The 23,894-nt window shown below is 67.2% G+C and carries 25 protein-coding genes and 1 pseudogene; 8 read left to right on the top strand and 18 right to left on the bottom strand.

All coding sequences use genetic code 11. The features are described 5' to 3' along the window. Nucleotides 1-52 precede the first annotated feature (52 nt). Nucleotides 53-916, bottom strand: coding sequence for a 4,5-DOPA-extradiol-dioxygenase (gene ygiD / locus LDO11_RS06070; protein WP_232140749.1), 864 nt, complete (start codon nt 914-916; stop codon nt 53-55). Nucleotides 917-1,008: 92 nt separating this feature from the next. Further along, nucleotides 1,009-1,323, bottom strand: coding sequence for a hypothetical protein (locus LDO11_RS06075; RefSeq protein WP_232140750.1), 315 nt, complete (start codon nt 1,321-1,323; stop codon nt 1,009-1,011). A 204-nt stretch (nt 1,324-1,527) separates the two neighbouring features. On the opposite strand from LDO11_RS06075, the gene LDO11_RS06080 reads away from it, so the two are divergent. Continuing rightward, on the top strand, nt 1,528-1,884 hold the full coding sequence (locus tag LDO11_RS06080) for a four-helix bundle copper-binding protein (protein ID WP_232140751.1): 357 nt from the start codon (nt 1,528-1,530) through the stop codon (nt 1,882-1,884). A gap of 120 nt (nt 1,885-2,004) precedes the next feature. Here the strand turns inward: LDO11_RS06080 and LDO11_RS06085 are convergent, their stop codons facing one another. Further along, nucleotides 2,005-2,364: a hypothetical protein gene (locus LDO11_RS06085; RefSeq protein WP_232140752.1), complete on the bottom strand. Its 360-nt coding sequence runs from the start codon at nt 2,362-2,364 to the stop codon at nt 2,005-2,007. A gap of 63 nt (nt 2,365-2,427) precedes the next feature. On the opposite strand from LDO11_RS06085, the gene LDO11_RS06090 reads away from it, so the two are divergent. Then, nucleotides 2,428-2,787 carry a helix-turn-helix domain-containing protein gene (locus tag LDO11_RS06090; RefSeq protein ID WP_232140753.1) on the top strand — a complete coding sequence of 120 codons (360 nt, stop codon included), beginning with the start codon at nt 2,428-2,430 and terminating at the stop codon, nt 2,785-2,787. Between the two features lie 215 nt (nt 2,788-3,002). On the opposite strand, the gene LDO11_RS06095 is transcribed toward LDO11_RS06090, so the two are convergent. The 4 genes and pseudogenes from LDO11_RS06095 to LDO11_RS06110 all read right to left on the bottom strand — a co-directional run bounded on the left by LDO11_RS06095 (nt 3,003) and on the right by LDO11_RS06110 (nt 5,176). Further along, nucleotides 3,003-3,506: a hypothetical protein gene (locus tag LDO11_RS06095; RefSeq protein WP_129135440.1), complete on the bottom strand. Its 504-nt coding sequence runs from the start codon at nt 3,504-3,506 to the stop codon at nt 3,003-3,005. Beyond that, nucleotides 3,503-3,937: a hypothetical protein gene (locus LDO11_RS15835; protein WP_232140921.1), complete on the bottom strand. Its 435-nt coding sequence runs from the start codon at nt 3,935-3,937 to the stop codon at nt 3,503-3,505. Before LDO11_RS15835 ends, LDO11_RS06095 begins: the two co-directional genes overlap by 4 nt. Nucleotides 3,938-4,256: 319 nt before the next feature. Beyond that, nucleotides 4,257-4,490, bottom strand: a pseudogene (locus tag LDO11_RS15840) (PAAR domain-containing protein); the annotation flags it as partial. A 71-nt stretch (nt 4,491-4,561) separates the two neighbouring features. Further along, the gene (locus tag LDO11_RS06110) at nt 4,562-5,176 is read right to left on the bottom strand and encodes a protein tyrosine phosphatase family protein (RefSeq protein WP_232140754.1); all 615 of its coding nucleotides are present in this window, start codon (nt 5,174-5,176) and stop codon (nt 4,562-4,564) included. 223 nt (nt 5,177-5,399) lie between these two features. On the opposite strand from LDO11_RS06110, the gene LDO11_RS06115 reads away from it, so the two are divergent. Both LDO11_RS06115 and LDO11_RS06120 read left to right on the top strand, forming a co-directional pair. Then, complete coding sequence (locus tag LDO11_RS06115; RefSeq protein ID WP_232140755.1) at nt 5,400-7,619, top strand: AAA family ATPase; 2,220 nt, start codon at nt 5,400-5,402, stop codon at nt 7,617-7,619. A gap of 3 nt (nt 7,620-7,622) precedes the next feature. Next, nucleotides 7,623-8,894 carry an McrC family protein gene (locus LDO11_RS06120; RefSeq protein WP_232140756.1) on the top strand — a complete coding sequence of 424 codons (1,272 nt, stop codon included), beginning with the start codon at nt 7,623-7,625 and terminating at the stop codon, nt 8,892-8,894. Nucleotides 8,895-8,977: 83 nt separating this feature from the next. Here the strand turns inward: LDO11_RS06120 and LDO11_RS06125 are convergent, their stop codons facing one another. The 9 genes from LDO11_RS06125 to LDO11_RS06165 form a co-directional block, all read right to left on the bottom strand. Next, nucleotides 8,978-9,130 (bottom strand): hypothetical protein, encoded by a 153-nt coding sequence (locus tag LDO11_RS06125; RefSeq protein ID WP_232140757.1) that lies wholly within the window; start codon nt 9,128-9,130, stop codon nt 8,978-8,980. A 244-nt stretch (nt 9,131-9,374) separates the two neighbouring features. Beyond that, nucleotides 9,375-10,343, bottom strand: a complete 969-nt coding sequence (locus tag LDO11_RS06130) for an IS5 family transposase (RefSeq protein WP_232140758.1) — start codon at nt 10,341-10,343, stop codon at nt 9,375-9,377. A 25-nt stretch (nt 10,344-10,368) separates the two neighbouring features. Further along, nucleotides 10,369-13,377, bottom strand: a complete 3,009-nt coding sequence (locus tag LDO11_RS06135) for a type I restriction endonuclease subunit R (RefSeq protein WP_232140759.1) — start codon at nt 13,375-13,377, stop codon at nt 10,369-10,371. A gap of 15 nt (nt 13,378-13,392) precedes the next feature. Then, the gene (locus tag LDO11_RS06140) at nt 13,393-14,664 is read right to left on the bottom strand and encodes a type II toxin-antitoxin system HipA family toxin (RefSeq protein ID WP_232140760.1); all 1,272 of its coding nucleotides are present in this window, start codon (nt 14,662-14,664) and stop codon (nt 13,393-13,395) included. Continuing rightward, nucleotides 14,654-14,995 carry a helix-turn-helix transcriptional regulator gene (locus LDO11_RS06145; protein WP_232140761.1) on the bottom strand — a complete coding sequence of 114 codons (342 nt, stop codon included), beginning with the start codon at nt 14,993-14,995 and terminating at the stop codon, nt 14,654-14,656. Before LDO11_RS06145 ends, LDO11_RS06140 begins: the two co-directional genes overlap by 11 nt. A gap of 45 nt (nt 14,996-15,040) precedes the next feature. Then, nucleotides 15,041-16,261 carry a restriction endonuclease subunit S gene (locus LDO11_RS15845; protein ID WP_232140762.1) on the bottom strand — a complete coding sequence of 407 codons (1,221 nt, stop codon included), beginning with the start codon at nt 16,259-16,261 and terminating at the stop codon, nt 15,041-15,043. Continuing rightward, nucleotides 16,258-18,315, bottom strand: a complete 2,058-nt coding sequence (locus LDO11_RS06155) for a class I SAM-dependent DNA methyltransferase (protein ID WP_232140763.1) — start codon at nt 18,313-18,315, stop codon at nt 16,258-16,260. Before LDO11_RS06155 ends, LDO11_RS15845 begins: the two co-directional genes overlap by 4 nt. Nucleotides 18,316-18,522: 207 nt before the next feature. After that, nucleotides 18,523-19,809 (bottom strand): arsenic transporter, encoded by a 1,287-nt coding sequence (locus LDO11_RS06160; RefSeq protein ID WP_129135430.1) that lies wholly within the window; start codon nt 19,807-19,809, stop codon nt 18,523-18,525. Between the two features lie 3 nt (nt 19,810-19,812). Then, nucleotides 19,813-20,160: an ArsR/SmtB family transcription factor gene (locus tag LDO11_RS06165; RefSeq protein ID WP_232140764.1), complete on the bottom strand. Its 348-nt coding sequence runs from the start codon at nt 20,158-20,160 to the stop codon at nt 19,813-19,815. Nucleotides 20,161-20,177: 17 nt separating this feature from the next. Between LDO11_RS06165 and arsH the strand changes: the two genes are divergently transcribed. The 4 genes from arsH (at nt 20,178) to LDO11_RS06185 (ending at nt 22,557) form a co-directional block, all read left to right on the top strand. After that, the gene (gene arsH, locus LDO11_RS06170) at nt 20,178-20,918 is read left to right on the top strand and encodes an arsenical resistance protein ArsH (RefSeq protein ID WP_232140765.1); all 741 of its coding nucleotides are present in this window, start codon (nt 20,178-20,180) and stop codon (nt 20,916-20,918) included. 9 nt (nt 20,919-20,927) lie between these two features. Continuing rightward, on the top strand, nt 20,928-21,350 hold the full coding sequence (arsC, locus tag LDO11_RS06175) for an arsenate reductase (glutaredoxin) (RefSeq protein ID WP_129135427.1): 423 nt from the start codon (nt 20,928-20,930) through the stop codon (nt 21,348-21,350). 159 nt (nt 21,351-21,509) lie between these two features. Next, a complete protein-coding gene (locus LDO11_RS06180; RefSeq protein ID WP_129135426.1) occupies nt 21,510-21,779 on the top strand; it encodes a hypothetical protein in 270 nt (89 codons plus the stop codon). 109 nt (nt 21,780-21,888) lie between these two features. Continuing rightward, a complete protein-coding gene (locus tag LDO11_RS06185; protein ID WP_435574610.1) occupies nt 21,889-22,557 on the top strand; it encodes a hypothetical protein in 669 nt (222 codons plus the stop codon). A 112-nt stretch (nt 22,558-22,669) separates the two neighbouring features. Here the strand turns inward: LDO11_RS06185 and LDO11_RS06190 are convergent, their stop codons facing one another. Then, a complete protein-coding gene (locus tag LDO11_RS06190) occupies nt 22,670-23,581 on the bottom strand; it encodes a M3 family metallopeptidase (protein ID WP_232140908.1) in 912 nt (303 codons plus the stop codon). Next, nucleotides 23,569-23,727, bottom strand: a complete 159-nt coding sequence (locus tag LDO11_RS06195) for a hypothetical protein (RefSeq protein ID WP_232140922.1) — start codon at nt 23,725-23,727, stop codon at nt 23,569-23,571. The genes LDO11_RS06190 and LDO11_RS06195 overlap by 13 nt, the downstream gene beginning before the upstream one ends. Between the last annotated feature and the right edge of the window lie 167 nt (nt 23,728-23,894).

Consider the following 23,894-nt stretch of genomic DNA (forward strand, 5'->3'; position numbering starts at 1 on the left):
CCCCGGGGGCATGAAGACCGGGCGCAGCCGCGCGCGCCCGCAGGCAGGGCCCTCAGATATTGCTGACCTCGGGCGGCAGCACGGTGCCCAGTTCGGCGGCTTCCGGTTTGGCATCGGACCGCGGCGGGCAGTCGGCGCCCACCGCGTAGCTGGTCATCGACAGCGAGCCGTAGGCGGGGCCTTCCACCAGCACGTTGGCGCCGCGGTCGGTCGCCGCGGCGAAGCCGGCCAGGTACATCAGCGGCAGGAAGTGTTCGGCGGTGGGCGCCGACGCCGCGTAGTCGCGATGGTCGACCAGCGCCGCGGCATCGCCCGGGCGTTCGGCCAGCAGCTGCTTCGCGGCCTCGTCGAAGCGCGTGTTCCAGTCGAACGCGGCACCCGGCTGCTTCCAGTCCATCGCGCGCAGGTTGTGCACCACGTTGCCGCTGCCCACCAGCAGCACCCCGCGCTCGCGCAGCGCGGCCAGCTTCGCACCCATGGCCACGTGCCACTCGGCCGGCTTCTGCGCATTGATCGAGAGCTGCACCACCGGGATGTCGGCATCCGGGAACGCATGCACCAGCACCGACCAGGTGCCGTGGTCCAGGCCCCAGCCGTCGTGGTCGGCGCCGACCGAATCCGGCTTGGCCACCTCTGCCACTTCCTCCGCCAGTTCCGGCAGCCCCGGCGCCGGGTACTGCACCTCGAACAGCGGCTTCGGGAAGCCGTAGAAGTCGTGGATGGTGCGCGGCCGCGGCATCGCGGTGACCGCGGTGGCGTTGATGTACCAGTGCGCGGAGACCACCAGGATCGCCCGCGGCCGCGGCACCGACGCCCCGAACGCCCGCCAGGCATCGGTGAAGCGGTTGCGCTCGAGTGCGTTCATCGGGCTGCCGTGGCCGAGGAAGGCGGCGGGCATCTGCGGGTCACGGGCCATGGGGGCTCTCCGGGGTGGCGGAGCCCGCAGTCTAGGCCGCCCCCGGTTTCCGCCGCGCGATCATCCCGCCGCGGCATGGCGCCACAGGGCGGTCAGTTGCGCAGTTTCAGCGTGGACTGTTCGTCCAGGGTGCCGTCTTCGAGGATCACCACGTGGCGCGTGCCCGCCTGGTCGAACAGCACCGGGATCGGCGCCTGGAACAGCGGACGGCGCACGAAGGCCAGGCGCCAGCCGAAGATCTCCAGCGCTTCCAGGGTGACGCGCTGTGCCTGCGCCAGGCCGTCGCGCAGGCGCGCGGCATCGGCCGACGGGGCGGCGCGACGACGCTCCGGCGTGCGGGTGGCCGGTGCATGGGGCCGGCCCGTCCAGGGCCCGGCGATGACAGTGGACTGCGCGGTGTGCGACATGCGGTTACTCAGGGGGTGGATCGACGCCCTCCCTGCAAGCCGCGTGCCGGACTGCCGGGCCGACGGCAGCCCCCATCACCCGGGATCACCATGCCCCGCCCCGGGGCCGCCCCGCACCGCATCCGACGGGTGCCTGCCGCATGGCGACGGCACGTCCACGGGCCTGCAGGCATGGTCGGGCCACGCACCGACGGGAGAACCCCCATGCATCACGACCACGGCACCGCGCAGTCCGGCCATCTCGACGACTGCATCCAGGCCTGCACCGAGTGCCACGCCATCTGCCTGGAAACCATCGCCCATTGCCTGCGCCAGGGCGGCCGGCACGTGGAACACACGCACATGACCCTGATGATGGCCTGCGCCGATATCTGCAGGACCAGCGCCGACACCATGCTGCGCGGCGCCGACGTTCACGTGCACACCTGCGCGGCCTGCGCCGCGATCTGCCGCGCCTGCGCCGAAAGCTGCGCCGCGATGGCCAAGGACGACCCCGCCATGCAGCGCTGCGCCGACGCCTGCGCCGAGTGCGCACGCCACTGCGAGGAAATGGCGGCCTGAGCCAACGGACCGGCCGCTCCGCGCTGTTCGATCAAAGCCAACAGCGCCGGAGCCGGGAGCCAGCAGGAGCGGGCCGCCGCCTGCCGGGGCCACCGGTCGACCCGCGCCTGCCAGCGGATATCAGTGCACCGATGCGATGCCGATGCCGCCCGGCCCCGCGCGCCAGCCGCGGCCCGCGGTGCCATCTAGAGGGCCGACGCAGTACGCCGCGCGCGCCTCGGCGACGCCGGGCCGCGCGGGCGCGGCGAGCCCCTGGTCCTCCACCTGGTCGAGGATGGCGCGCAGCGCATCGGCGGCATCGCAGATCGCCTGCCCCAATTGCGGCAGCGTGCCATCGGCCAGATCGTCCAACGGCCCCACGGCCACCACGTCGCCATGCGCGGACACCGCCTGGATCAGGCGGGCCAGCGCATCCACCTGCGAGAGGGTGATGCCGAAGGTGTAACGAGGGCGGGCCTCGGCATCGGGCGCCCCGTCCATGGGTGCAGCCTGCGCTGCCATGGCCTGCCCCGTGGCGCTTTGAAGCGACGAGCACGACACTCGATGGCTGCACTCCACCAGGACTTCGCATCCCGCCTGCGACACGCGCTGGACCGCGCACATTTCCCGGAAGGTCGCGCGAGGACCGGCGCGCTCGCCGACCGCTACGCGGTCTCGCGCGAGACCGCCCGCAAATGGCTCACCGGTCTCGCCCTGCCCGAACTGTCGCGCATCATCGAACTCGCGATCGACTTCGACGTCAGCTTCGAGTGGCTCGCCACCGGACGCGGGCAGTTCCAGCTGGGCGCCGGCGAGCCGCCTCCCACCTCGCGGCGCCTCAGCGACAAGGAGGCCAGCCTGCTCGCCGCTTTCCGCAAGCTGCCGGTCGACAAGCGCAAATTGCTGGTGGATTTCCTGTCCTGAGTCGACAGCTGCGCCGCGCTGCCGAGGACGACTCCCGCCATGCAGCGCTGCGCCGACGCCAGCGCACACGACTGCGAGCAAAGGGCGGTAAATGGCGGCCTGAGCACGCCCGTCGGGCCGGTCGTCACTGCCACGCTGCACGTGGATCAGGCAGCGACATCCGCCTCATATAGCAGCGCATGTGGCGTGGCGCGGCCAGTTCGCACCACCTCACATCAGGGCTGGGCGGGATCGATGGGTCTGGCTGACGGCCGCCCCCGTTGTGCAGGTGGCGGGAACGACGGGGGCTCCCTCCCCTCCTCCTGCACCCAGCGCAGCGACAGCACGTCCAGAGCTCTCTGTTCGTGGCGGTAGTGACCGCGAACGGCCACCAGACGGCCCTCGACTGCATCGAGATACCAGCCTTCTGCATGCTCTGGATTGATCTGCGTGATCGGCACGGCACCGGAACCGTCTGGTGACGGAGCAACAGAAAGCACGCCCCCTGGCCCGCGTTTCAGGTATCCCCGAACCTCGACAGCCACGTCGTCGTGAATCCCGGCGAGTTCCCGAAGTTCGTATCTGCACAGCGGTACTTCGAAGCCGCCTGCCTGGGTGCAGTAGCGGGGCTCCTCGGTTACGGGGCCATGGGTCGAAGCTGGCGCGACAGCGTCCACACCCGCCACCGGACCACCGCAGGCAACCAGGGCGAGCAAGCCCGCGAGCACGACCAACTTCATGGTCCCAGGCTCCTGAAAGCGTCGCCCAGGCGCACGCCGCCAGCGTTTTGGCGCTGCAGTTCCACGTATCGCCTGTAATCGAACTGGTGCAGGCCGGCACTGTCGGCGATGTATGCGTTGAGCTGCTCACTGTAGGCGGACACGAGATCGCCAGCGACGTCCGGTCCCATGTTGGTCCCACCCAGGAGACCACTTCGGGTGATGTCCGGTTCCTCACCGAACGCGAACGACCGGTCAGCACCCACCCAACCGCCTGGGTAGGGATGCGTGTGGATGTAGGCGGTGGTTGTACCGGCGACCTGCTGGCCATTCTCGAGGAGGCCGTTGACGTTGTCGTAAGCGCCGTTCGAGAACGCAGGCCCCAGGTGGTACTGCCCCGAGGCATCTCGGGTGATCAGGGCACCGATCTCTACACCGTGTTTGTCCGCCACGGGGCAGCACGTGCTGCCTCCAGGCGTGCGCTGCCTCGAGTTCCGTGTCATAGGACCGGTAGGCCCCAGCTTCGCGGGGCGCCGTATTGGCGTCGCGCACGGCGTCCCGGGCCTTGGACGGATCTACGACGCCGGCAGCAGTCCTTCGCCCATCGAACCCAACCGCAGCTGTGTGCTCCTCCTGCTCCTGCTTGGCTCGTGCAACTGCACCCATCACTGCAGCGGTGGCAGTGCCCACCGCAGATGCATCAGCCCGGCGGGCAAACGATGGCGCGGATTCCACTGAGGTCGACATCTGTCTTACCGCCAACAGTGAGCACCCGCAGGCGCACTTGTCACCGTGGCGCGCCACAAGTGCGCCGTCGATGATCAGAGTGCTGTCGCCCGATGCAATGGATGTCGGCCCGTGCAGGCCGCACACGACAGCGTCACCTATCCTGGCGACGGGCTTGCCGTGCACATCCGTGAAAGGGGAACCCGCGATCACGGCGCCCCCGTTCGTGGTCGTATCGCCAACGACGATCCAAAGTGTCGACATCCTTGTCTCCCGCATCCATTCAGGCCCTGAATCTACACAGCGCTGCGGCGGGTGTCATGACTGTCAACCTTCCCACATGCACCAACTCAGCCCGCGGCGTCGCAGCGCGCCGCGCCGTCAGCGTCGCGCGCATCGGCCACGCAGCGCTCGCGCGCCAGTCGCCCACGCACCTCGCCCTCCAGCCCGCGCAGGCCCCAGCGCCGCCCTTCCTCCACGGCAGCATCCTCGTCCGCACCGTGCAGCCACGCCGCACGCAGCGCCGCCAGCGCGCCCACCCGGTTGCCGCTGGCGCAATACACCAGCGTCGGCCCGTCGGCCGCCTGCAGCAGCCGGTCGAAGACCACCACCGTCTCGCGGTCCAGATCACCCGCGCCGGCAATGGGCAGGGTGTCGTAGCGCATCCCCGCCGCACGTACCGCGCCCGCCTCGTCGAAGCCGGGCGTCTCCGCCGCCGGGGCCAGATTGATCACATGGCGGATGCCCGCCGCGCGCAGCGCCGGCAGATCGTCGGCAGTGATCCGGCCGCCGCTGTGGATACCGTCGACGGGGGTGGCGAAGCGTTCGAGTACCGGGGATTGCATGGTTGTCTCGTCGTGGGTCGGCGAGGCCGCCGAAGCCGCAGGCGTGGTGCAGGCGGAGAGTGCGAGGGCCAGGGCGATTGGCAGCGCAACCCTGATCTGCAGGGAGGAAGATGTGGACATGGAGATCTCCGCAGTCGCCGGTCAGCTTGGTGCTCTCGGCCATGTGTGGATGATGCCGGTTGCGAGCTTCCGACACTGACTTCGCGGGAAGCTGCCTGGATCTCATGTGTCGCGGTGGACTGACATACTCACCCGTGATCGTCAAAGACCCAACATCTCAATCGACCTGCCGTCACGAGCGAGCTACGAGTCCGAGGCTCGCGGGAATCAATCGGAGCCTTGTATGGCGCTTTATACCTATCACCACGACGCCCCGACCATCACGGCCGCCGGCCGCGAGTGGGTTCAGCGGTGCCTTGTGAGGGATGGCAGCATCCTCGGGGAAGGCGCGATCAGTACGGCCGCAAACTACGACGTGCTGGATCGCCATTTCCTGCAGCGTCTGGATGTGGGCAGCGGCAACTTCTTCGAGAAGCTGCGGACTCAGCTCGAGGATGCGCCACCCCCTGCCCGCAAGCTGATGGCTGAATTGCTGTGGGCTCTGTTCCTGTTCCCAAGCAACATCACGGAAGACACTAAGCGGGCAAAGGTCCTTCAGGTATGGGGCTGGTCCGGGGAGACGCTCGACCCCTCACACCCGATGCTGACCGACAAGATGCTGGACGGCATCGGATCCGGCGGGATGGGGGTAAACACCAATCGCTGGCGGGAAATGGTTTACCTGGTGAGACTGGGTCAGTCGATCAAGTCGCTGCCCATCGAGGAGCGGGCCGGGATATTCGCGGACTACGACCGGTTCCTCGCCTGGATAGACACGATCCCGGAAAGCGGCGATCGCCAGTTCCGTCACATGCTCCGGTACTTCCTGTTTCCAGAGCGCGTGGAACGCATGTCGAGCAATGGCGACCGATACAAGGTCCTGCAGGGATTCGGGGTGGCGACGGCGAGGGAAACCCGCCGCTGGACCGACCGTCAACTGGATGACGCGCTGCTCGAACTGCGCCGTAACCTGGAGCAACGCTACGGGACGACAGAGATCGACTTCTATGTCGAGCCGCTGCGTGACCAGTGGAAGAAGCCCAACGAACCGGATGACACCGGTACGGACGAAGAGGTCGATACACGTGTCGTCGCCGAGCCCGTACCTGCGTACTCACGAAAGCACGGGGCTGCCCGCAACCTGATCCTGTACGGACCGCCTGGGACGGGGAAGACCTGGAAACTCCAGCAGTTGTTTGCCAGGTACACGGATCAACCGGCAGATGTAGACAGGGCCACCTGGGAACTCGGGCTGGTCGCGAGATTCGGCTGGCGAGCGGTGATTGCGGCCGCACTTGCAGACCTCGCTCACCCGATCAAGGTCACATCGCTCGAGCAGCACGCCCTGATCAAGGCCAAGGCCTCCCAGCGCAAGCGAAGCAACGTTCGGGCCACCGTCTGGGGATACCTGCAGAGTCACACCCCCCTCGAGGTGACCACGGTCAACGTCGCAGACCGCCGCCCGCCCTTCCTCTTTACGAAGAACGAGGCGTCCGACTGGACTGTCCTGCCTGAGTGGCGGGACGGCGACAGCGACGCCGCCGAGCTCCTGGATAGTTGGAAAGCAGGCCCGGGCGTTTCAGGCCGAGCGGTGGCGAGATATCGCGTGGTGACCTTCCATCCTTCGTACTCGTACGAAGACTTCGTGATCGGCCTGCGTCCGGTGGTCATGGAGAACAGCGGTGAAAGAGGGACGACCGGTTTTCGGATGATGGATGGCGTGTTCAAACAGATCTGCGCCGAGGCTCGCGCCAACCCCGGGAAGCCGTATGCGCTGTTCATCGACGAGATCAACCGGGCCAACATCGCGAAGGTCTTCGGTGAACTCATCACGCTCATCGAACCCGACAAGCGTGCCCGCTATGACGCTGAGGGCGCGCTGGTGGGTGGCATGGAAGTCCAGCTGCCAGGCACGGGGGATGAAGACGGCGATGGCGAACGCTTCGGTGTGCCGGAGAACCTCGATCTCTACGGCACCATGAACACCGCCGACAGGTCCATCGCCCTACTCGATATCGCATTGCGGCGGCGGTTCGAGTTCGAAGAGATGCCACCGGACTACAGGGTGCTGCAGCGGCGGATAGAAGGCGTGGAGCTGGCCAGGCTTCTCCAGGCCATCAACGAACGGCTCGAGTTCCTGGCGGACCGCGATCGCCTCATCGGCCATGCCTACTTCACTCGCGTCGCTAGCCTTGAAGATCTGCGCACTGCGTTCCGATTGCAGGTCATCCCACTGTTGCAGGAATACTTCTTCGACGACTGGAGCCGCATTGCACTCGTACTCGCCGCACGCAGCGGAGGTTCTCCGTTCCTGCGCGCCGAGTCGCTGGCGGCAGCCGACGTTTTCGGTGGCCATGCCGACATCAGCGCGCAGGAACGTGTGCGTTATACGTTGACCGACTCGGCCACCTGGACTGCCGAGACGTTCCGATCGATCTACGACACTTCAGACGCGCCCGCCTGACCCATGGAGTTCCGGACGTTGACTGCCCTCGAGCACGAGATGCTTCCCGTGGGGAGCGGCGAGTCGGCGCTTTCCGCTGTCGAGGCCGAGCGGCTCGCGTCCATGGCCCAACAGCGGCCGGGATTCTGTACCCTCGGTCATCGTTCGGTACGCCTCTCGCAGTTCGTGGGGCTGGTGAGCCTCGGCAGCGGGCGTTTCCTCGAAGTACTGCCGAAGGTGGGTGAACACGTCGACCCTGCCTTGGCACGCGGGACCTTGCTCCGGCTGCTGCGGTGGGCATACGACCTGCCCATCTTCGCGGGCGGTAGCGTGGGCCACGGCCTGCAGCAGCGGGAACTCCTGGATGTGTTCGTGCTTGCCTATCTGCAGGCCTTGGCGCGATTGGTCCGAGTCGGGCTGGTGCGCCGTTACGGCACCAACGAAGAAGATCTAAGGGTCATCCGTGGGCGATTGCTCTTGCAGCGCCAGGCCACCACCCATGCGATGCGGGTGGATCGGATTGCATGTCGTTTCGACGAACTGACCGCCGACAATCCCTGGAACCAGGTCCTCAAAGCAGCGCTGATTGCAGCCCGCCCCTGGGCACGAGGCGTGGAGTCGGGACGGCTTTGGCTGGAGATGGCAGCCGCCTTTGATGAAATACCGTCGCGCAGGGATGGCCTGTCGCTGCATGGCCGACTGACCAAAGACCGACAGGTCGATCACTACGCGCCGGCCCTGCGATGGGCCGGCTGGATCCTGCGGTTGCTGTCACCCGACATTCGCCAGGGCACGAACTCCGCTCCAGAACTGCTGTTCGACATGAACAGGCTGTTCGAAGCCGCCGTGGCAACGAGGCTGCGGCAGCGCGCCGGGTCGAAGGGGCTGCAGCTGCACTCGCAACACACCGGGCGGCACCTGGCCGATCTAATGGGCGATCCCGACAGGAAGTTCTTCCGCCTGAGGCCCGACCTCGTCCTAAACGCCGGGACCGAAGTGCTGGCCGTGGCGGATACCAAATGGAGCCGGGTCGATATCGATCGACGCGGGCGACTCGCACCCCCAGACGCGCATGCGTACCAACTCAATGCCTACGCCGCCGTCTACCCCTGCAATGAGGCCGTGTTGATCTATCCCTGGCACACGGGGCTTGCGGACGCGCGGGAGACTGCCTATCAGCTATCGGCAGCCGAAGGCCGGCGACCCGTCCTGCGTGTCATCTGCGCAGACGTCGCGGCCGAAGGCTTGCCATTGCACTTCGTCGCCGACGGGAGTTCGTTCGTCCATTTCCGCTGATCGCACGCGGCGCACGCCCGGGACGCGACCTTCGCCCCATAAGGACAAAGCGTCTTGGTGAACGCCTGGCACGGCCCCGTCCGTCAGGTCGCGGCGTACACCGGCGAAGGCAGGGTCGGATAGGCCCTCCACACGTGCCGGAACACATCGTCTGTCAAGGTCTCTATGTCATCTTCCTCATAAGCATCCACCGGCAGGCCTGTGGCATCGGCATACAGGTAGTCATGGATGACCACGCGAACCGTATCCCGGTTGCCCTCGGTGGCCTGCCAGTCGGCGATCTGCGAAAGGCACGCCTTCAGGGTTGCCAGCAGTCCCGTGGAAACGCTTTTGAGCTTCTCGACGTCGACCTTGGGAAGGTCTGATCAAAGCGCGCTGATGCCTAGATTTCAGCGCCAAGGCGCCTGATCGACCTCGATGTGATCACTTTCTCGCCACTTCTGGCGCTTTTCGACGGGTTTCCCCGTCCACCAGGCGGATTTACCCCGCCGGCAGCAACAAGTGTCGTCGCGCCATCCACAGGTTCGACAACGCGAACAATGTCAGCACCTGCGCCGCGTTCTTCGCCAAGCCGCGGTAGCGCACCTTGGTGTAGCCGAACTGCCGCTTCACCACCCGGAACGGGTGCTCCACCTTTGCCCGCACGCTGGCCTTGAAGTGCTCCCAGCGCTCGGCGTATTTGCGCTCGCGCGTGTTCTTCATCGCCCGCAGCTTCGACGGCTTCTCCGCGATCCGGAACGCGGCCTGCACCTGCTGCAGTTCCTCGCGCTTGTCCGCACCGGTGTAGCCGCTGTCGCCACTGATCGTGTCCTCCCGGCCGTGCAGCAGCTTGTGCACCTGCGTCACGTCGGCCACGTTCGCCGCCGTGCACTCCACGTGGTGCACCAGGCCCGACTCCTCGTCCACGCCAATGTGCGCCTTCATCCCGAAGTGCCACTGGTTGCCCTTCTTCGTCTGCTGCATCTGCGGGTCGCGCTGGCCGTCCTTGTTCTTGGTCGAACTCGGCGCCGCGATGATCGTGGCGTCCACGATCGTGCCCGCACGCAAGCTCTGGCCCTTGCGGGCCAGGTGCGCGTTCACCCGCTCCAGCAGCTGCGGCGCAAGTTCGTGCGTTTCCAGCAGCCGACGGAAGTTGAGGATCGTGGTCTCGTCGGGAATGTTGTCCAGCCCGCTGAGGCCGGCGAATCGCCGCAGCACCGCCGTGTCGTACAGCGCCTCTTCCATGGCCGGATCACTGAGCGCGTACCACTGCTGCAGGAAGTGGATGCGCAGCATCGTCGCGACCGCATAGGGCTGCCGGCCGGGACGGCCCATCTTCGGATAGTGCGGCTCGATCAGCTTCAGCAGCGCATTCCACGGCACCACCTGCTCCATCTCCGCCAGGAAGATCTCCTTGCGGGTCCGCTTGCGCTGGCCCAGGCCTTCGGCATCACCGAACGTCAGTTGCATCGATCGTCATCCAATTCAGGTCGCGCTATTGTCGCCCAGTTGGGTCGAGTTGCTCAGACCTTCCCTTGTCCAGATTCGGCTTGCGCAGCAGGTCGAACAGGGCCAAGGACTCCTCGTCGAGCCCCAGCTCGACGGCACGCTGCTCCTCCTCGCTCATGGCTTGCGTGATGATTGTGAGATGCTGGAAGGTCGCCTCGATGCTGGCTCGATCCTTCTCGCGGTTGTATTCGGCGACGATTTCCTCGTAGCGCGCCTGCAGGTCAGCGCGCATCGGGTTCTTCTCCAGCAGACGGGCGAGACGCGACTCGATCATCGCTTTCAGGCTCTGCACCACGGTGTTCTTCCGGGCGCTCCGCTTGAACTCTTCCGCCAGGGCAGCGAAATCGATCCTGCTGATATCGAAGAGAGGGCGGTCCTGGATTCCAGCAGGAGCGGCGGGCGGCACTTCGGCGTCCGCAGTTGCGATGGCAGCGTCCACCTCGGCGCGCAGTGCGTGGATGATGTGGCTGATGTCGCGCCTGTCCACGTCTTCCTGCAGGCTGCGGTAGACCAGCCCGATGGCATCCACGTGCGGCCGGCGCGCGTTCACGCCCTCCACGTGCACGCAGGCCCGGAAGCGGGCGAGCACGTCGCGCGCCATCAGCTGGTAACGCTTGCGGACCTCGTCGTTCTCGTTGATCGATTCCTTGGTGACGACGATCGCCTTGTTGCGCTCGAAACCGGCGCTGTCGAGGATCGCGCCCAGCGGAATCCCGCGCCCGGCCATCCAGCCCTCGACCTCGGCCAGCGAGGCGTCCAGCCGCTCCAGCAGCGCATCCTGCGGCTGCGCAGGATCGGTCCCGTCTGCATCGCCGGCCTCGCCGCCTGTCTGTGTGCCCGCGAATGTCGCCAGCGCGCGGCGCAGGTTCTTCAGGATGCCGCAGTAGTCCACGATCAGACCGTTGGTCTTGCCCTCGGCCACGCGGTTGGCGCGGGCGATGGCCTGCATCAGCGTGTGGGCCCTGAGCGGCTTGTCCAAGTACAGCGTACCCAGGCTGGGTACGTCGAAGCCGGTGAGCCACATGGCACAGACGATCGCCACCCGGAAGGGATGGTCCGGCTTCTTGAACGCGTCCTCCATGGTCAACGGCCTGGGCGCGCCCGGCACGCTCCAGCCGTCCTTCATGCGCCGGCGGTGCGGAATGATGTCCAGGCCGAGGTTGCGGAATCGCTCGACCTCGCCCTGCTCCTCGCTCACCACCACGGCAAACTGCGTCTGGGCCATCCACTTGAGCTGGCGCTCGCGCCGGGCCAGGTCCTGCGGGTCGCTCAGCCGGTTCCTCTCGAGCGTCAGCGCGTGGATGAGCTCCGTCCAGTACGTCTCGATCAGGCCGTGCATGCGCACGCAGGTCGGCTTGTCGATGCACACGAACATCGCCTTGCCGCTTTCCCAGCCTTCCGCGTAGTGCCGCACGAAGTCGCGGGCGATGCGGTCCAGCCGCTCGCCCGCGGTGATGACGTGGTAGTCGCGTCCCATGGCCTGCTGCAGCCTGCGCTCGGCATCCGGGTCGTCCGCCAGTTCGTCCTCGAACTCGGCCAGCCTGTCGGCGATGCGCTGGTTGAGGTCGTCGGTGGCAACCTTCAGCTTCTCGCCGCGCGCGTCGTAGTACAGGGGCACCGTGGCGCCGTCGTCGACTGCGCGCTGGAAGTCGTAGGTGGACACGTAGTCGCCGAACACCCGCCGCGTCACCTCGTCGTCGCCCATCAACGGCGTGCCGGTGAAGCCGATGTAGCTGGCGCCCGGCAGCGCGTTGCGCATGTTCAGCGCCAGCGTGCCGTACTGGGTGCGGTGCGCCTCGTCGCTGATGACGATGATGTCCTCGCGCCGGGAGTACGGCTCTTCGGGGTCGACCTGCTCGTTGAACTTCTGCACCAGGCTGAAGACATGGCCCTTGTGCTCACCCAGCAGTCGCCTCAGGTGCGCGCCGCTCGCCGCGCGCGCATCGTCCCCTTCGCCCACCACGCCGCAGCCGACGTACGTCTGGTAGATCTGGCCATCGAGGTCGTCGCGATCAGTGATGATCAGGAAGGTGTAGTTGCCGCCGATGCGCCGGTGCACCTTGCGGGTGAAGAACAGCATCGAATAGCTCTTGCCCGATCCTTGCGTGTGCCAGAACACGCCCAGCCGGCCCAGGTTGCGATCACGCTCGCCCACCGCGCGGACGGCACGATTCACCCCCAGGAACTGGTGGTTGCGGGCGACGATCTTGATGCTGCGATCGCCCACGTCGTCGAACAGGATGAAGTTCTCGAACAGGTCGAGGAAGTTGCGTTTGTCGCACACGCCCTTGAGCAGGGTTTCCATGTCCACCACGCCCGGCTCGGCCTCGTCCAGCCGCTTCCAGTTGTGGAAATGCTCGTAGCGGCCACCCAGCGCGCCGATCTTCGCCTCGTTGCCATTGGCCAGCAGCAGGAATGCGTTGTGGTGGAACAGCTGCGGGATGGTGTCCTGGTAGTCCTTCAGGTTCTGGTCGAAGGCCTTGCGCAGGTTGCGGTGGATCGTCTTGCATTCGACGAACAGCAGCGGGATGCCATTGACGAAGCCGATGATGTCCGGGCGGCGGCGGTAGAGGTCGCCCCTGACCCACAGCTCGCGCACGGCGAGGAAGTCGTTGTTCTCCGGCACGTCGAAGTCGAACACGCGCAGCGTGCGCGCATCGAGGCTGCCGTCGGGCTTGCGGAACGTGACCTTCACCCCGTCGCGCAGCTGCCGGTACTTGTCGCGGTTGGCCGCCATGCCGGCCAGGCCGGCGCCCACCTCCACGATCTGTCGCAGCGCATCCCGGTAGGCCGCGTCCGGGAGACCAGGATTCAGCGTCACGAGCTTCTCGCCCAGGATGCGGGTCAGCACCACCTCGTGTTCGGTCCTGCGACCGAAGCTGCCTTCCGGGCCGAGCACTTCGGTGTTGTAGGCGTATTCGCTGCGCCAGCCGAGCACTTCGCGCAGGTAGTCGGCGGCGGTCTGCTGGACCAGCGTGTCCTCGTTCAACGCCATGCGGCCCCTGCCCCTTCAGGTGTCCCCGTAGCCCTGCAGTGCGAACGGGTTGAGGAACTGGCGCCCCCACAGCGCGTTGCGCTCCGCTTCGCCCAGCCCGGCCTCGTCGCAGACATCCCGCCAATGGGCGTGGAGCACCTGCAGTTGCGCATCGATGATGCCCCGGGCCTGCGCCGCCGACAACTGGAAGCGCGGCGCAGCCTCCACGCACAGGGCCAGGCGGCTGAAGCGCTGCTCGCCCAGGATCTTCATCGCCTGGGTCGCCTCCTGCCCGGCGCGCGCCTGCGGGCAGATGTCGTACGCAGGCGTCAGCGAGAGCCGCGCGCCGTCCCAGAATGCGGCGTGGTTGCGCGCGTGGTCGTCGGTATTGCCGCACAGGATGTTGAACACCAGCCGCCCGAACAGCTCGCGCAGCGTGGCCCGCGGCGCCTCGAAGCGGTGGCGGACGATCTCGGCCAGGTCCTCGTAGCTGGCGTAGGCGGCCATCATCTCGTCCAGCGCCAGCAGGGTCAGCGCCGAGACCAGCCCGCGCCGCCGCCAGTGGCCGTCGGCGTGCAAGACCCGGTCGAAGCGCTCCACCAGCAGCACGTCCTTGCCCGCGGCCTGCACCAGCTTCACCGGCGCCACGTCCAGCCCGGCCAGCGCGGCCAGGCGCATCGCCACGAACTCCAGCTTCACCAGCGGCTGCACGTCCCCGCTGCTGGAGAACTTGGCGATCCAGCGACGGCCATCGTCGGCCAGCGTGGCCTTGGGCCGTGCCCCGCCGATCGACGTGCCGTGCTGCAGCGCCTGGGCCAGCGCCGGCGACAGCGGCAGGCCGCGCTCCACGCGCGCGGCGCTGTCGAGCAGTTCCTCCAGCGAGGCGCCATCACCCTCGCGCGGCGCGTATTCGGAAGGCGAGGCCTGGAAATCCAGCGCACCGATCCGGTCCGAGCCCGACTGCAGCAGATAGCTCAGCTCGTCGAGCACGGCGGTATCGGCATCGCGGCCCGCGCCGCCCAGCGCGCGGTTGAGGATCACCCGCCGCCCCCAGGCATCGGGCGCGGCATCGCGCAGGCAGCCGGGCATGGCCAGGCCGGTTGGCAGCGGCAGCAGGCCGGGCTGAAGCGGCAGCTCGGGCAGGTACAGCGGCACCACGTCGCCCCGCTCCAGCCAGCTGCGGCCGTAGTTGAACTGCAGTCCCTGCGGCGTGGGCGCCAGGCGCCCGGCCACCACCGGCTCGACCCGGCCCGGCAGCCAGGTCCAGACATAGGCCTCGCGCGGCGGCGCCTGCGGCTCAGAAGTCATCCTTCACCTCGCCGCGCGGCGCGTGCACGGCCCTGGGCAGCAGCGCCAGCCGGTCCTCGACCTCGCGGCTGCGCTGCTGCAGCGCGCCGAGCTCGGGCTCGAACAGCGGCACGCCGAGGATCGCAGCCAGTTCGAACACCACCCCGATCTCGCAGCGGGGGTCGCCCTTCTCGATCCGGTAGAGCATGTCGCGCGAGATGCCCACGCGCTCGGCCAACGGGGCGGCGCCGAGCTTGCGTTCGATCCGCGCGGCGCGCAGCAGCGCCCCCAGCAGGCTCAGCGCCTGCAGGCTGTAACGGGAGTAGGTGCGGACGGACGTCGAACGGGCCATGGGGCCAGACTAGTCTTATGCATAAGACATATCAAGCATTACGTCTTATGCATAAGACGTATCGTTCGGCTGGATCTGGCCGCTCATGAGCCGCGGGAGCAGGAGGTCGCGGGCTTGGCGGAGCTTCGCGTTCTGACGCAGAAGAACTGTTATCTGCCCTCGCAAGGGCTTGATTGAATCTTCAAACTCCATCTGCAACGCGACTGTCGGCACGCAGAGCGGAAAAGAAGTCAGCAGACTCGCGTTTGCGGTCTTTCGCGTTGCACCAGTGCTTGACCCTCCTACGAACGCTTGATAGTCCTCAGAGTCAAGCGAAAAGAACAAGTAGTACGGCCGAAGGTTATCCGACACCAGATTGAAGCGGATCAGGTACGAGGCGAAAACCGCATCGACATCTTCCTCAATAATCGCAACCTTCCCCGGGTCGGCCATTCGAATGACCACGATATCCCCGCGCTTCAGCGCGTACTTTCTTTTCTGCTGATCATCGATAGGACAGAAGGGGACGCTGCTCCAGTCGACGTAACTTCTCTTATTGATGTCAGTGCCACGAAGAAATTTTGGACCGATCATGTCGGTCGAAGCAGTTTCGGTGAACCCGTACTGGGGCGAAACAAGCTCTGCTAAACGTTTCCGAGACCAACCTTCAGGCAAACCCTCAACCATCTTGACATGCTCGTGGCCGGGGAAGCGCAGGTGCACGAACCATTCGCGGTACAGCAGGCGGGCGGATTCCTCCAGCAGCGCAATGCGGCGGCGGTTGTTCTCGATCAGGTCGTCGTAGGCCGAAAGCACCTCGGCAATACGCTCCTGCTCCGACCTGGAGGGATAGCTGACCTCAACTTTTGCGAGATTCTGTCCGGGCAGGTGTTTGATGGTTGAGCCCGTAAACAGACCGCTGAACCCATCTGCCCGGCCCTTCAGAAGGAACTGGTAGTACAGAAATCGATGGTCCAGTTCTTCGCGTGGCCTGATCCGATGAAGCGCCTTCTGGATCATCATCCCAGGCACTTCATCCTTCCAGATCGCGCAGCGGCCTGGCTCGCCGCCTTCGCACATCACGATGTCGCCACTCTTTAAACCGTAGCGCTCCCGTTCGTGAGGCTCAAAGCGCATCTCACGCAATCCGTCGAGATCGAACTTTCCCCAGCGAACATTGACGTTCGCCAGGTAAGGCATCAGCTCGCCCTTGTTCTTTTTCTCATCCAGCATCTTCCCGAGGCATAGCTCCGCGACCTCGGCGAGCGGCTTCTGCGTCCAACTCACGCACCCAGCCCCTCGAAACTGCGCGCAATCCTCGCCGCCAGCTCCACCGCCTCCTCGTTCAGGCCCTTCAGCTCGACATGGATGTCGCGCAGCGCGGCTTCGAAGTCGAACTCCTCGTCCACTTCCTCCGGGGCCACGCCCACGTAGCGGCCAGGCGTGAGCGACCAGTCGTTGGCTTCGATCTCGGCGCGGCTGACCAGCTTCACCAGTCCCGGCACGTCGCGCAGCTGCGCGTCCGGGAAGCGCTCCTGCAGCCACAGCGCCTGGCGGTGGAAGTAGCGCACGGGCTTGAGCGCTTCGACCGCGGCACGACGGGCTTCGTCGGCGGATTTGCGCTGGCGGTTGAGGTCGCGGGTCCTGCCCTCGCCGTCCAGTGCGTCCAGCACGTGCCCGGCAAGCTTGTAGAGGTGGTCGACGGCTTTGAGCAGGTCGCGGCTGGTCTTGGCCAGTGGCGCCAGGCGGGCGCTGGCCTGGTGCAGGGTGGTGTTGTCTGCTTCTACAGCGATGGGACCGGCCGACTCGGCCCGCACGCGGATAGCGTAGGCGTCCACGTCGTTGGCGAAGGTTGCCAAGGCATCCTCAAGGATCTTCTGCGCCTCCAAAGACGCTGGATTCCCGCTTCCGCGGGAATGACGGCCAAGGGATTCCGCCAGCGCCGCCGCCTGCGCCAGCGCTTCCTGCAGCGGCGCGACGCTGGCCTCCGCCACCGACACGCTGTCCAGCAGGTGCCGGCGCACCAGCGCAAGGAAGCGTTCGGGCTGACCGCGGTAGAGCCAGACGATGCTGGTCAGGTTGGCCAGCTGCTCGGGGCTGAAGTCGAAGATCTTGCGCGTGACCTTGCGGTAGACGTTGCGCGCGTCGAGCATCAACACGTGGTCGCGGCGCGCCTCGGGCTTGGCCCGGTCGAAGAACCACAGTTCGCAGGGCACGGTGCGGGTGTAGAAGAAGTTGCCGCGGATGGCGACCATCACGTCGACGTCGCCGGTTTCCACCAGGCGCCGGCGCACCGCGGCCTCGTCGCGGCCGGCGCTGGAGGCCTGCGAGGACATCACGAAGCCGGCGCGGCCGCGCGGCGAGAGGTAGCTGTGGAAGTAGGAGATCCACAGGTAGTTGCCATTGCTGACCTTGCCCGCCTTGTTCACGCCGGGCAGGCCGAAGGGCAGGCGCGGGTCGTTGCGGACCTTCTCGGCGTCGACTTCGTCGACGTTGAACGGCGGGTTGGCCATCACGTAGTCGGCCTTGCCCAGCAGCTCGTGCGGGTCGGCGTAGTAGCTGATGGCCTCGGCGATGTTGCCCTGCAGCCCGTGCACGGCCAGGTTCATCTGCGCCAGCTTGATGGTGGTGGCGTTCTTCTCCATGCCGTAGAAGGTCAGCGCCCTGGCCGGGTCGCCGTGGTTGCGCTCGACCAGGTTGGCGCTCTGCACGAACATGCCGCCCGAGCCGCAGGCCGGGTCCAGCACGGTGCCGCGCTCGGGTTCGATCAGGTTGGCGATCATCTGCACGATGGAGATCGGCGTGAAGAACTCGCCGCCGTCGTGCGCGCCCTGGTCGGCGAACTGGGTGAGGAAGTACTCGTAGATGCGGCCGAAGATGTCGCCGTCGGCGGTCTTCAACTCCTCGGGGTTGAGCCTGCGCAGCAGCTCGCCCAGGTCGTCGTTGGCGATCTTCTGGTACTCGCCCTTTGGCAGCACGCCGCGCAGGGCGGTGTAGTCGGCTTCGATGCCCTCCATGGCGGCGATGATGGCGGCGGCGCGGTCGGCCGAATCGGGCAGGCTGACCAGATGGTCGAACTGCGCCTCGGGCCGCAGGAAGATCGCGCCCTGCTGGCTGAAGTCTTCCTTCTTGAGCGGCCGGATGTTGCCGCCGCGGCTGGGCAGGCCGGCCTCGATCTGCGGCTTCACCGCCAGGTAGCGGCTGTAGGCGTGGCGCAGGAAGATCAGGCCCATGACGGGCATGAAGTATTCGTTGCTGGCGAGGCCGGAGTTGGCGCGCAGCAGGTCTGCGGCGCTCCACAGGCGCTTTTCGATGGCTTCGATGGTCTGGAGTTGGCTCATCCCGGCATTGTCGCAGTTGGCCCACCACCCTCCAACGCTCACCGCATACGTCGCCGTCATCTCGGCGATCGGCTCGAGTCGTGCTCCTCGGCGTTGCCCATCTTGGCCCTCATGCAGTCGCCAAGGTCCCGGGGCAAGCGCCGGCGATTGGCGAGAAATTCGCCAACCACGCGTGATGGCCCGCGTCGCCCCCTCACCCCTCACCCCTCACCCCACACTCAACCTCACCGCCAGCGCCGCCAGCGTGACCAGCAGCACCGGCAGGGTCAGCACGATGCCCACCCTGAAGTAGTAGCCCCAGGTGATGCGGATGCCCTTGCGCGCCAGCACGTGCAGCCACAGCAGGGTGGCGAGGCTGCCGATGGGGGTGAACTTCGGCCCGAGGTCGCTGCCGATGACGTTGGCGTAGATCATCGCCTCGCGCACCACGCCCTCGGCCTGGCTGGCATCGATGGACAGGGCACCCACCAGCACGGTGGGCATGTTGTTCATCACCGAGGAGAGGAACGCAGTGAGGAGGCCCGTACCCATCGTGGCACTCCACAGGCCGTGGCCGGCGAAGGCGTCCAGCAGCACGGCGAGGTGGTCGGTGAGGCCCTGGTTGCGCAGGCCGTACACCACCAGGTACATGCCCAGCGAGAACACCACCACCTGCCACGGCGCCTCGCGCAGCACCTTGCGGGTGGGGATGACATGGCCCCGCGCCGCCACCGCCAGCAGCACCAGCGCGCCGGCGCCGGCGACGGCGCTGATCGGCACGCCCACGCGCTCCAGCCCGAAGAAGCCCACCAGCAGCATCGCCAGCACGCCCCAGCCGGCATTGAAGGTGGTGCGGTCGAGGATGGCGGTGCGCGGGTCCTTGAGCTGGCTGACGTCGTAGCGCTCCGGGATCTCGCGACGGAAGAACCACAACAGCATCAGCAACGTGGCGGCCACCGAGACCAGGTTCACCGGCACCATCACCGCGGCGTATTCGGCGAAGCCGATGCCGAAGTAGTCCGCCGAGACGATGTTGACCAGGTTGGACACCACCAGCGGCAGGCTGGCGGTATCGGCGATGAAGCCGGCCGCCATCACGAAGGCCAGCGTGGCCGCGGGGCTGAAGCGCAGCGCCAGCAGCATGGCGATGACGATCGGGGTGAGGATGAGGGCGGCGCCGTCGTTTGCGAACAGCGCCGAGACCGCCGCGCCGAGAAGCACCAGCAGCACGAACAGCGTGCGCCCGCGGCCCCCACCCCAGCGCGCGACATGCAGCGCGGCCCATTCGAAGAAGCCGGCCTCGTCCAGCAACAGGCTGATGAGGATCACCGCGACGAAGGTGAGCGTGGCGTTCCAGACGATGCCCCAGACCACCGGGATGTCCGCGAGGCCGACCACGCCGGTGGCCAGCGCCAGCAACGCGCCGAAACTCGCGCTCCAGCCCACGCTCAGGCCCCGTGGCTGCCAGATCACCAGCACGATGGTGACGACGAAGATCGCAAGCGCCAGCAGCATGGATCAGGCCTTGCGCGCCGGCGCGCGTTTGGTCGACGGGGACGAGGCAGGCGCGCAACGGCCGGCATCGCCACCGCAGCAGTTGCGGGTCAGGAATTCGAGCAGGGCGTTCATGGCGTCGAAGTCGGCGCGGTAGGAGATGTTGCGGCCGTGCGCTTCGCCCTCGATCAGCCCGGCGGCGGCGAGTTCCTTGAGGTGGAACGACAGCGTTGCCCCGGGCAGCGACAGCGCCCCGGCGATCTGCCCGGGCGTGCGCCCCTCGGGGCCGGCCTCCACCAGCTGGCGGAAGATCGACAGGCGGGTGACATGGCCCAGCGCGGAGAGCGCGGCGCTTGCGTCGTTCAATTCCATGTTTCTAGAATAGTCGAATGAATTTCGAACGCGCAATCACCGCGGTCCCCGACGACCTGCCCAACATCGACCCCGCCGCACTCGAGGTGCCCGATGCCGCCCGCCTCGGTGTCGACGGCGGCCACCCGCCGCGGATCCTGATCCTCTACGGCTCGCTGCGCCCGGAGTCCTACAGCCGCAAGCTGGCGCTGGAAACCGAGCGCCTGCTGCGCCACTTCGGCGCCGAGACGCGGGTGTTCGATCCGCGCGACCTGCCCGTGCAGGGCAGTTGCGAGGCCGACCACCCGAAGGTGCGTGAGCTGCGGGCGCTGTCGCTGTGGTCCGAGGGCCAGGTATGGGTGAGCCCCGAGCGCCACGGCACCCTCACCGCGGTGTTCAAGAACCAGATCGACTGGCTGCCGCTCGAGGATGGCGGCATGCGCCCCACCCAGGGCCGCACGCTTGCGGTGATGCAGGTCAGCGGCGGCTCGCAGTCGTTCAACGCCGTCAACGCCATGCGCGTGCTCGGGCGCTGGATGCGCATGGTCACCATCCCCAACCAGTCGTCGGTGCCCAAGGCCTGGCAGGAGTTCGACGACGCCGGCCGCATGAAGCCTTCGGCGCTGTACGACCGCGTGGTCGACGTGATCGAGGAGCTGGTGAAGTTCACCCTGCTGGTGCGCGGCCACAGCGACTACCTGACCAGCCGCTACAGCGAACGCAAGGGCCACCTGGTCGCCGCCGCGCTGGCAGCGGCCGCCACCTCCACCGGAACCTGAAGGCCACCCATGGACGCGACCATCTGGCACAACCCTTCCTGCGGCACCTCGCGCAATACCCTGGCGCTGATCCGCCATTCCGGCATCGAGCCGACGGTGGTCGAGTACCTGCGCGATCCGCCGTCGCGCGAGCAGCTTGTGGCGATGATCGCCGCCGCCGGCATCGGCGTGCGCGATGCGCTGCGCCGCAAGGGCACGCCCTACGACGACCTGGGCCTCGACGATCCGACGCTGACCGACGACCAGTTGCTCGACGCGATGCTCGCGCACCCGGTGCTGATCAACCGCCCGTTCGTGGTCACCGACACCGGCACCCGGCTGTGCCGGCCTTCCGAAGTGGTGCTGGAGATCCTGCCGCCGCTGGCGCAGCCGTTCACCAAGGAAGACGGTGAGGTGGTCGGCCCGACGGACCGGGGGCCATCGGTGCGATGACCTGGGCCGCGGGGCCGGTTTCGTGGGTACGAGCGTGCCGCTTAAGGTCACTTTGTGCTCCTTCATCGCTATTGCACGACATGGAACGTCAGCTGAAGGCGGGTCACGGCGTCGCCGCAAACGCCGCTATATTCGAGGCCCCCGACAGAGGAGATGGTCATGTTCCTGAAGAAGAAGCATCTGGTGGTGGCACGTACGCTCGGTGTGGCACTGCTCGCCACCGTGGGCCTTTCCGCCTGCGCCACCTATGACGACGAGTTCGCAGGCATCAATTCGCGCCTCGACCAGGTCGATACGCGGGTGCAGAGCGCGGCCCAGAGCGCGGAATCCGCAAACCAGGCCGCCCAGCGCGCCAACCAGCGGCTGGACCAGATCGAAGGCCGCGTGCAGCAGCTGGAATCGGCCCCGCGCCGCGTGCCGCGCGGCTGATCGCGTTGCCCGGGCCGTGACCCACGGCCCGATCCCGGGACCCGATGGCCTGCATGGGCGTCGGGTCCCGGCGTTTGCCTGATCCGTTTTTCGAGGAATCCCCATCCGTATGTGCACCCTTCCCACCAAGCGCGCCCTGCATGGCGCCCTGGTGCTGGCCCTGGCGTTCGCGGGCGTCGGCATGGCCAGCGCAGAAGATGCCGCCAGGCCCGCTGCCGCGGTCGACCAGCTGCCGCAGGGCCAGGACGTCTCCGACACCGTGATCGAACTCGCCGGCCGGGTGGTCGCGGCCAATGACCACCAGGGCTATCCGTTCGCGGTGATCGACAAGGCGGCGGCGCAGATCCTGGTGTTCGGCGGTGACGGCCGGCTTCGCGGCGCCGCGCCCGGGCTGTTCGGCTCGGCGGTCGGCGACCACACCGCGCCCGGCATCGCCGGCCTGGCACTGCGCGAGATCCCGGGCCGCGACCGCACCACCCCTGCCGGCCGCTTCGTGGGCGGTTACGGCCCATCGATCGACGCCGGGCGCGTGCTCTGGGTCGATTACGAGTCCGCGGTGTCCATCCACCCCACCGCCACCGGGGCTCCGGACGAGAGGCGCGCCGAACGCCTGGCCTCGCCCACGCCCGACGACAACCGCGTCACCCACGGCTGCATCAACGTGTCGCCGGAGTTCTACGAGGACGTCGTGCGCCCGACCTTCGAACGCGGCGGGGTCTTCTACATCCTGCCCGACGAGGGCTCGCTCGCCGAGACCTTCCCCGACCTGGCCGGTTAGGTCCGGGCGGCGTCCGACGGCGGCGCCGCTGCTTCCAAGGCACCCGCGCCCGTCCGGAAAGAAGGCGACCCGGTTGCCCGGGTCGCCTCTTTTCATCGCCGCTGGCGGTGGATCACTTCAGGCCGCGGTTGCGCAGCAGCGCCTCCGCCGTCGGCATGCGGCCGCGGAACGCCTTGTAGCTCTCGGCGGGGTCGCGGGTGTTGCCGACCTCGTACACCTCGCGGCGCAGCCTCGCGGCAAGTTCCGGGTCGAACACATTGCCGGCTTCCTTGAACGCATCGAAGCCGTCGGCGTCCATCGCTTCCGCCCAGGTGTAGGCGTAGTAGCTGGCCGAATAGCCGCCATCGAAGATGTGGCTGAAGTGCGGCAGGCGGTGGCGCATGCCGATCTCCTCCGGCACGCCCAGCTCGCGCAGCTGCGCGGCTTCCCACTCGCCGGCATCGAAATCGGCCGGCAGTTCGGTCAGCTGGTGCAGGCGCATGTCGAGGATCGCCGACGACAGCTGCTGCACGGTGAAGAAGCCCTGGTTGAAGGTCTGCGCCTTCAGCAGCGACTCGAGCATCTCCGTAGGCATCGCCTCGCCGTCGGCATTGCGGGCATGCGCCTGCAGCACGGTCGGCTCGGTGATCCAGTGCTCGTAGACCTGCGAGGGGAACTCGACGAAGTCACGCGAGACCGCGGTGCCCGACAGGCTCGGGTAATGCGCGGTCGACAGCAGGCCGTGCAGGCCATGGCCGAATTCGTGGAACAGGGTCTGCGCTTCGTCGAGCGAGATCAGCGCGCGCTCGCCGGCCGCGGGCCGCGTGATGTTCTGGTTGTTGACCACGATCGGGCTTTCGCCCAGCAGCCCGTTGGGCACGCGGATGCTGTTCATCCAGGCGCCCGGGCGCTTGGTGGAGCGGCCGAACCAGTCGGCGTAGAACAGGCCGACCTTCTGGCCATCCGCCTCGCGGATCTCGAACACGCGCACGCCGTCGGCGTAGACCGGGATGTCGTTGCGTTCGTGCGCGGTCAGGCCGAACAGCTGATGAAGTCCGGGTAGTGCGCCTGCACTAGCGCGTACAGCAGCGTGCGCTCGGGCAGGTGGCGCGCGTAACGCGCAGCGGCGTGGGCGGCCGGCAGTGGCGCGCACACCTCGGCCTGCCGCCGGGGTGCGGTCAGGCGCGGCACGCAGCGCTCCGTTGCAGGGACGGCTGCTCAGGGTTGCGCCCGCGTGCACGCGTTCATATCGGCGTTTTCTGATCTTCGCGTCGGACATTGCCGCGGGGCGGGTAGGAAGTCTCCCGCCTCGGACGCCAGAACGCACAAAGCCCGGCACGAGGCCGGGCTTTGTGGTC

This window comes from Alterluteimonas muca (assembly GCF_021191595.1).
GTDB lineage: Bacteria > Pseudomonadota > Gammaproteobacteria > Xanthomonadales > Xanthomonadaceae > Luteimonas > Luteimonas muca.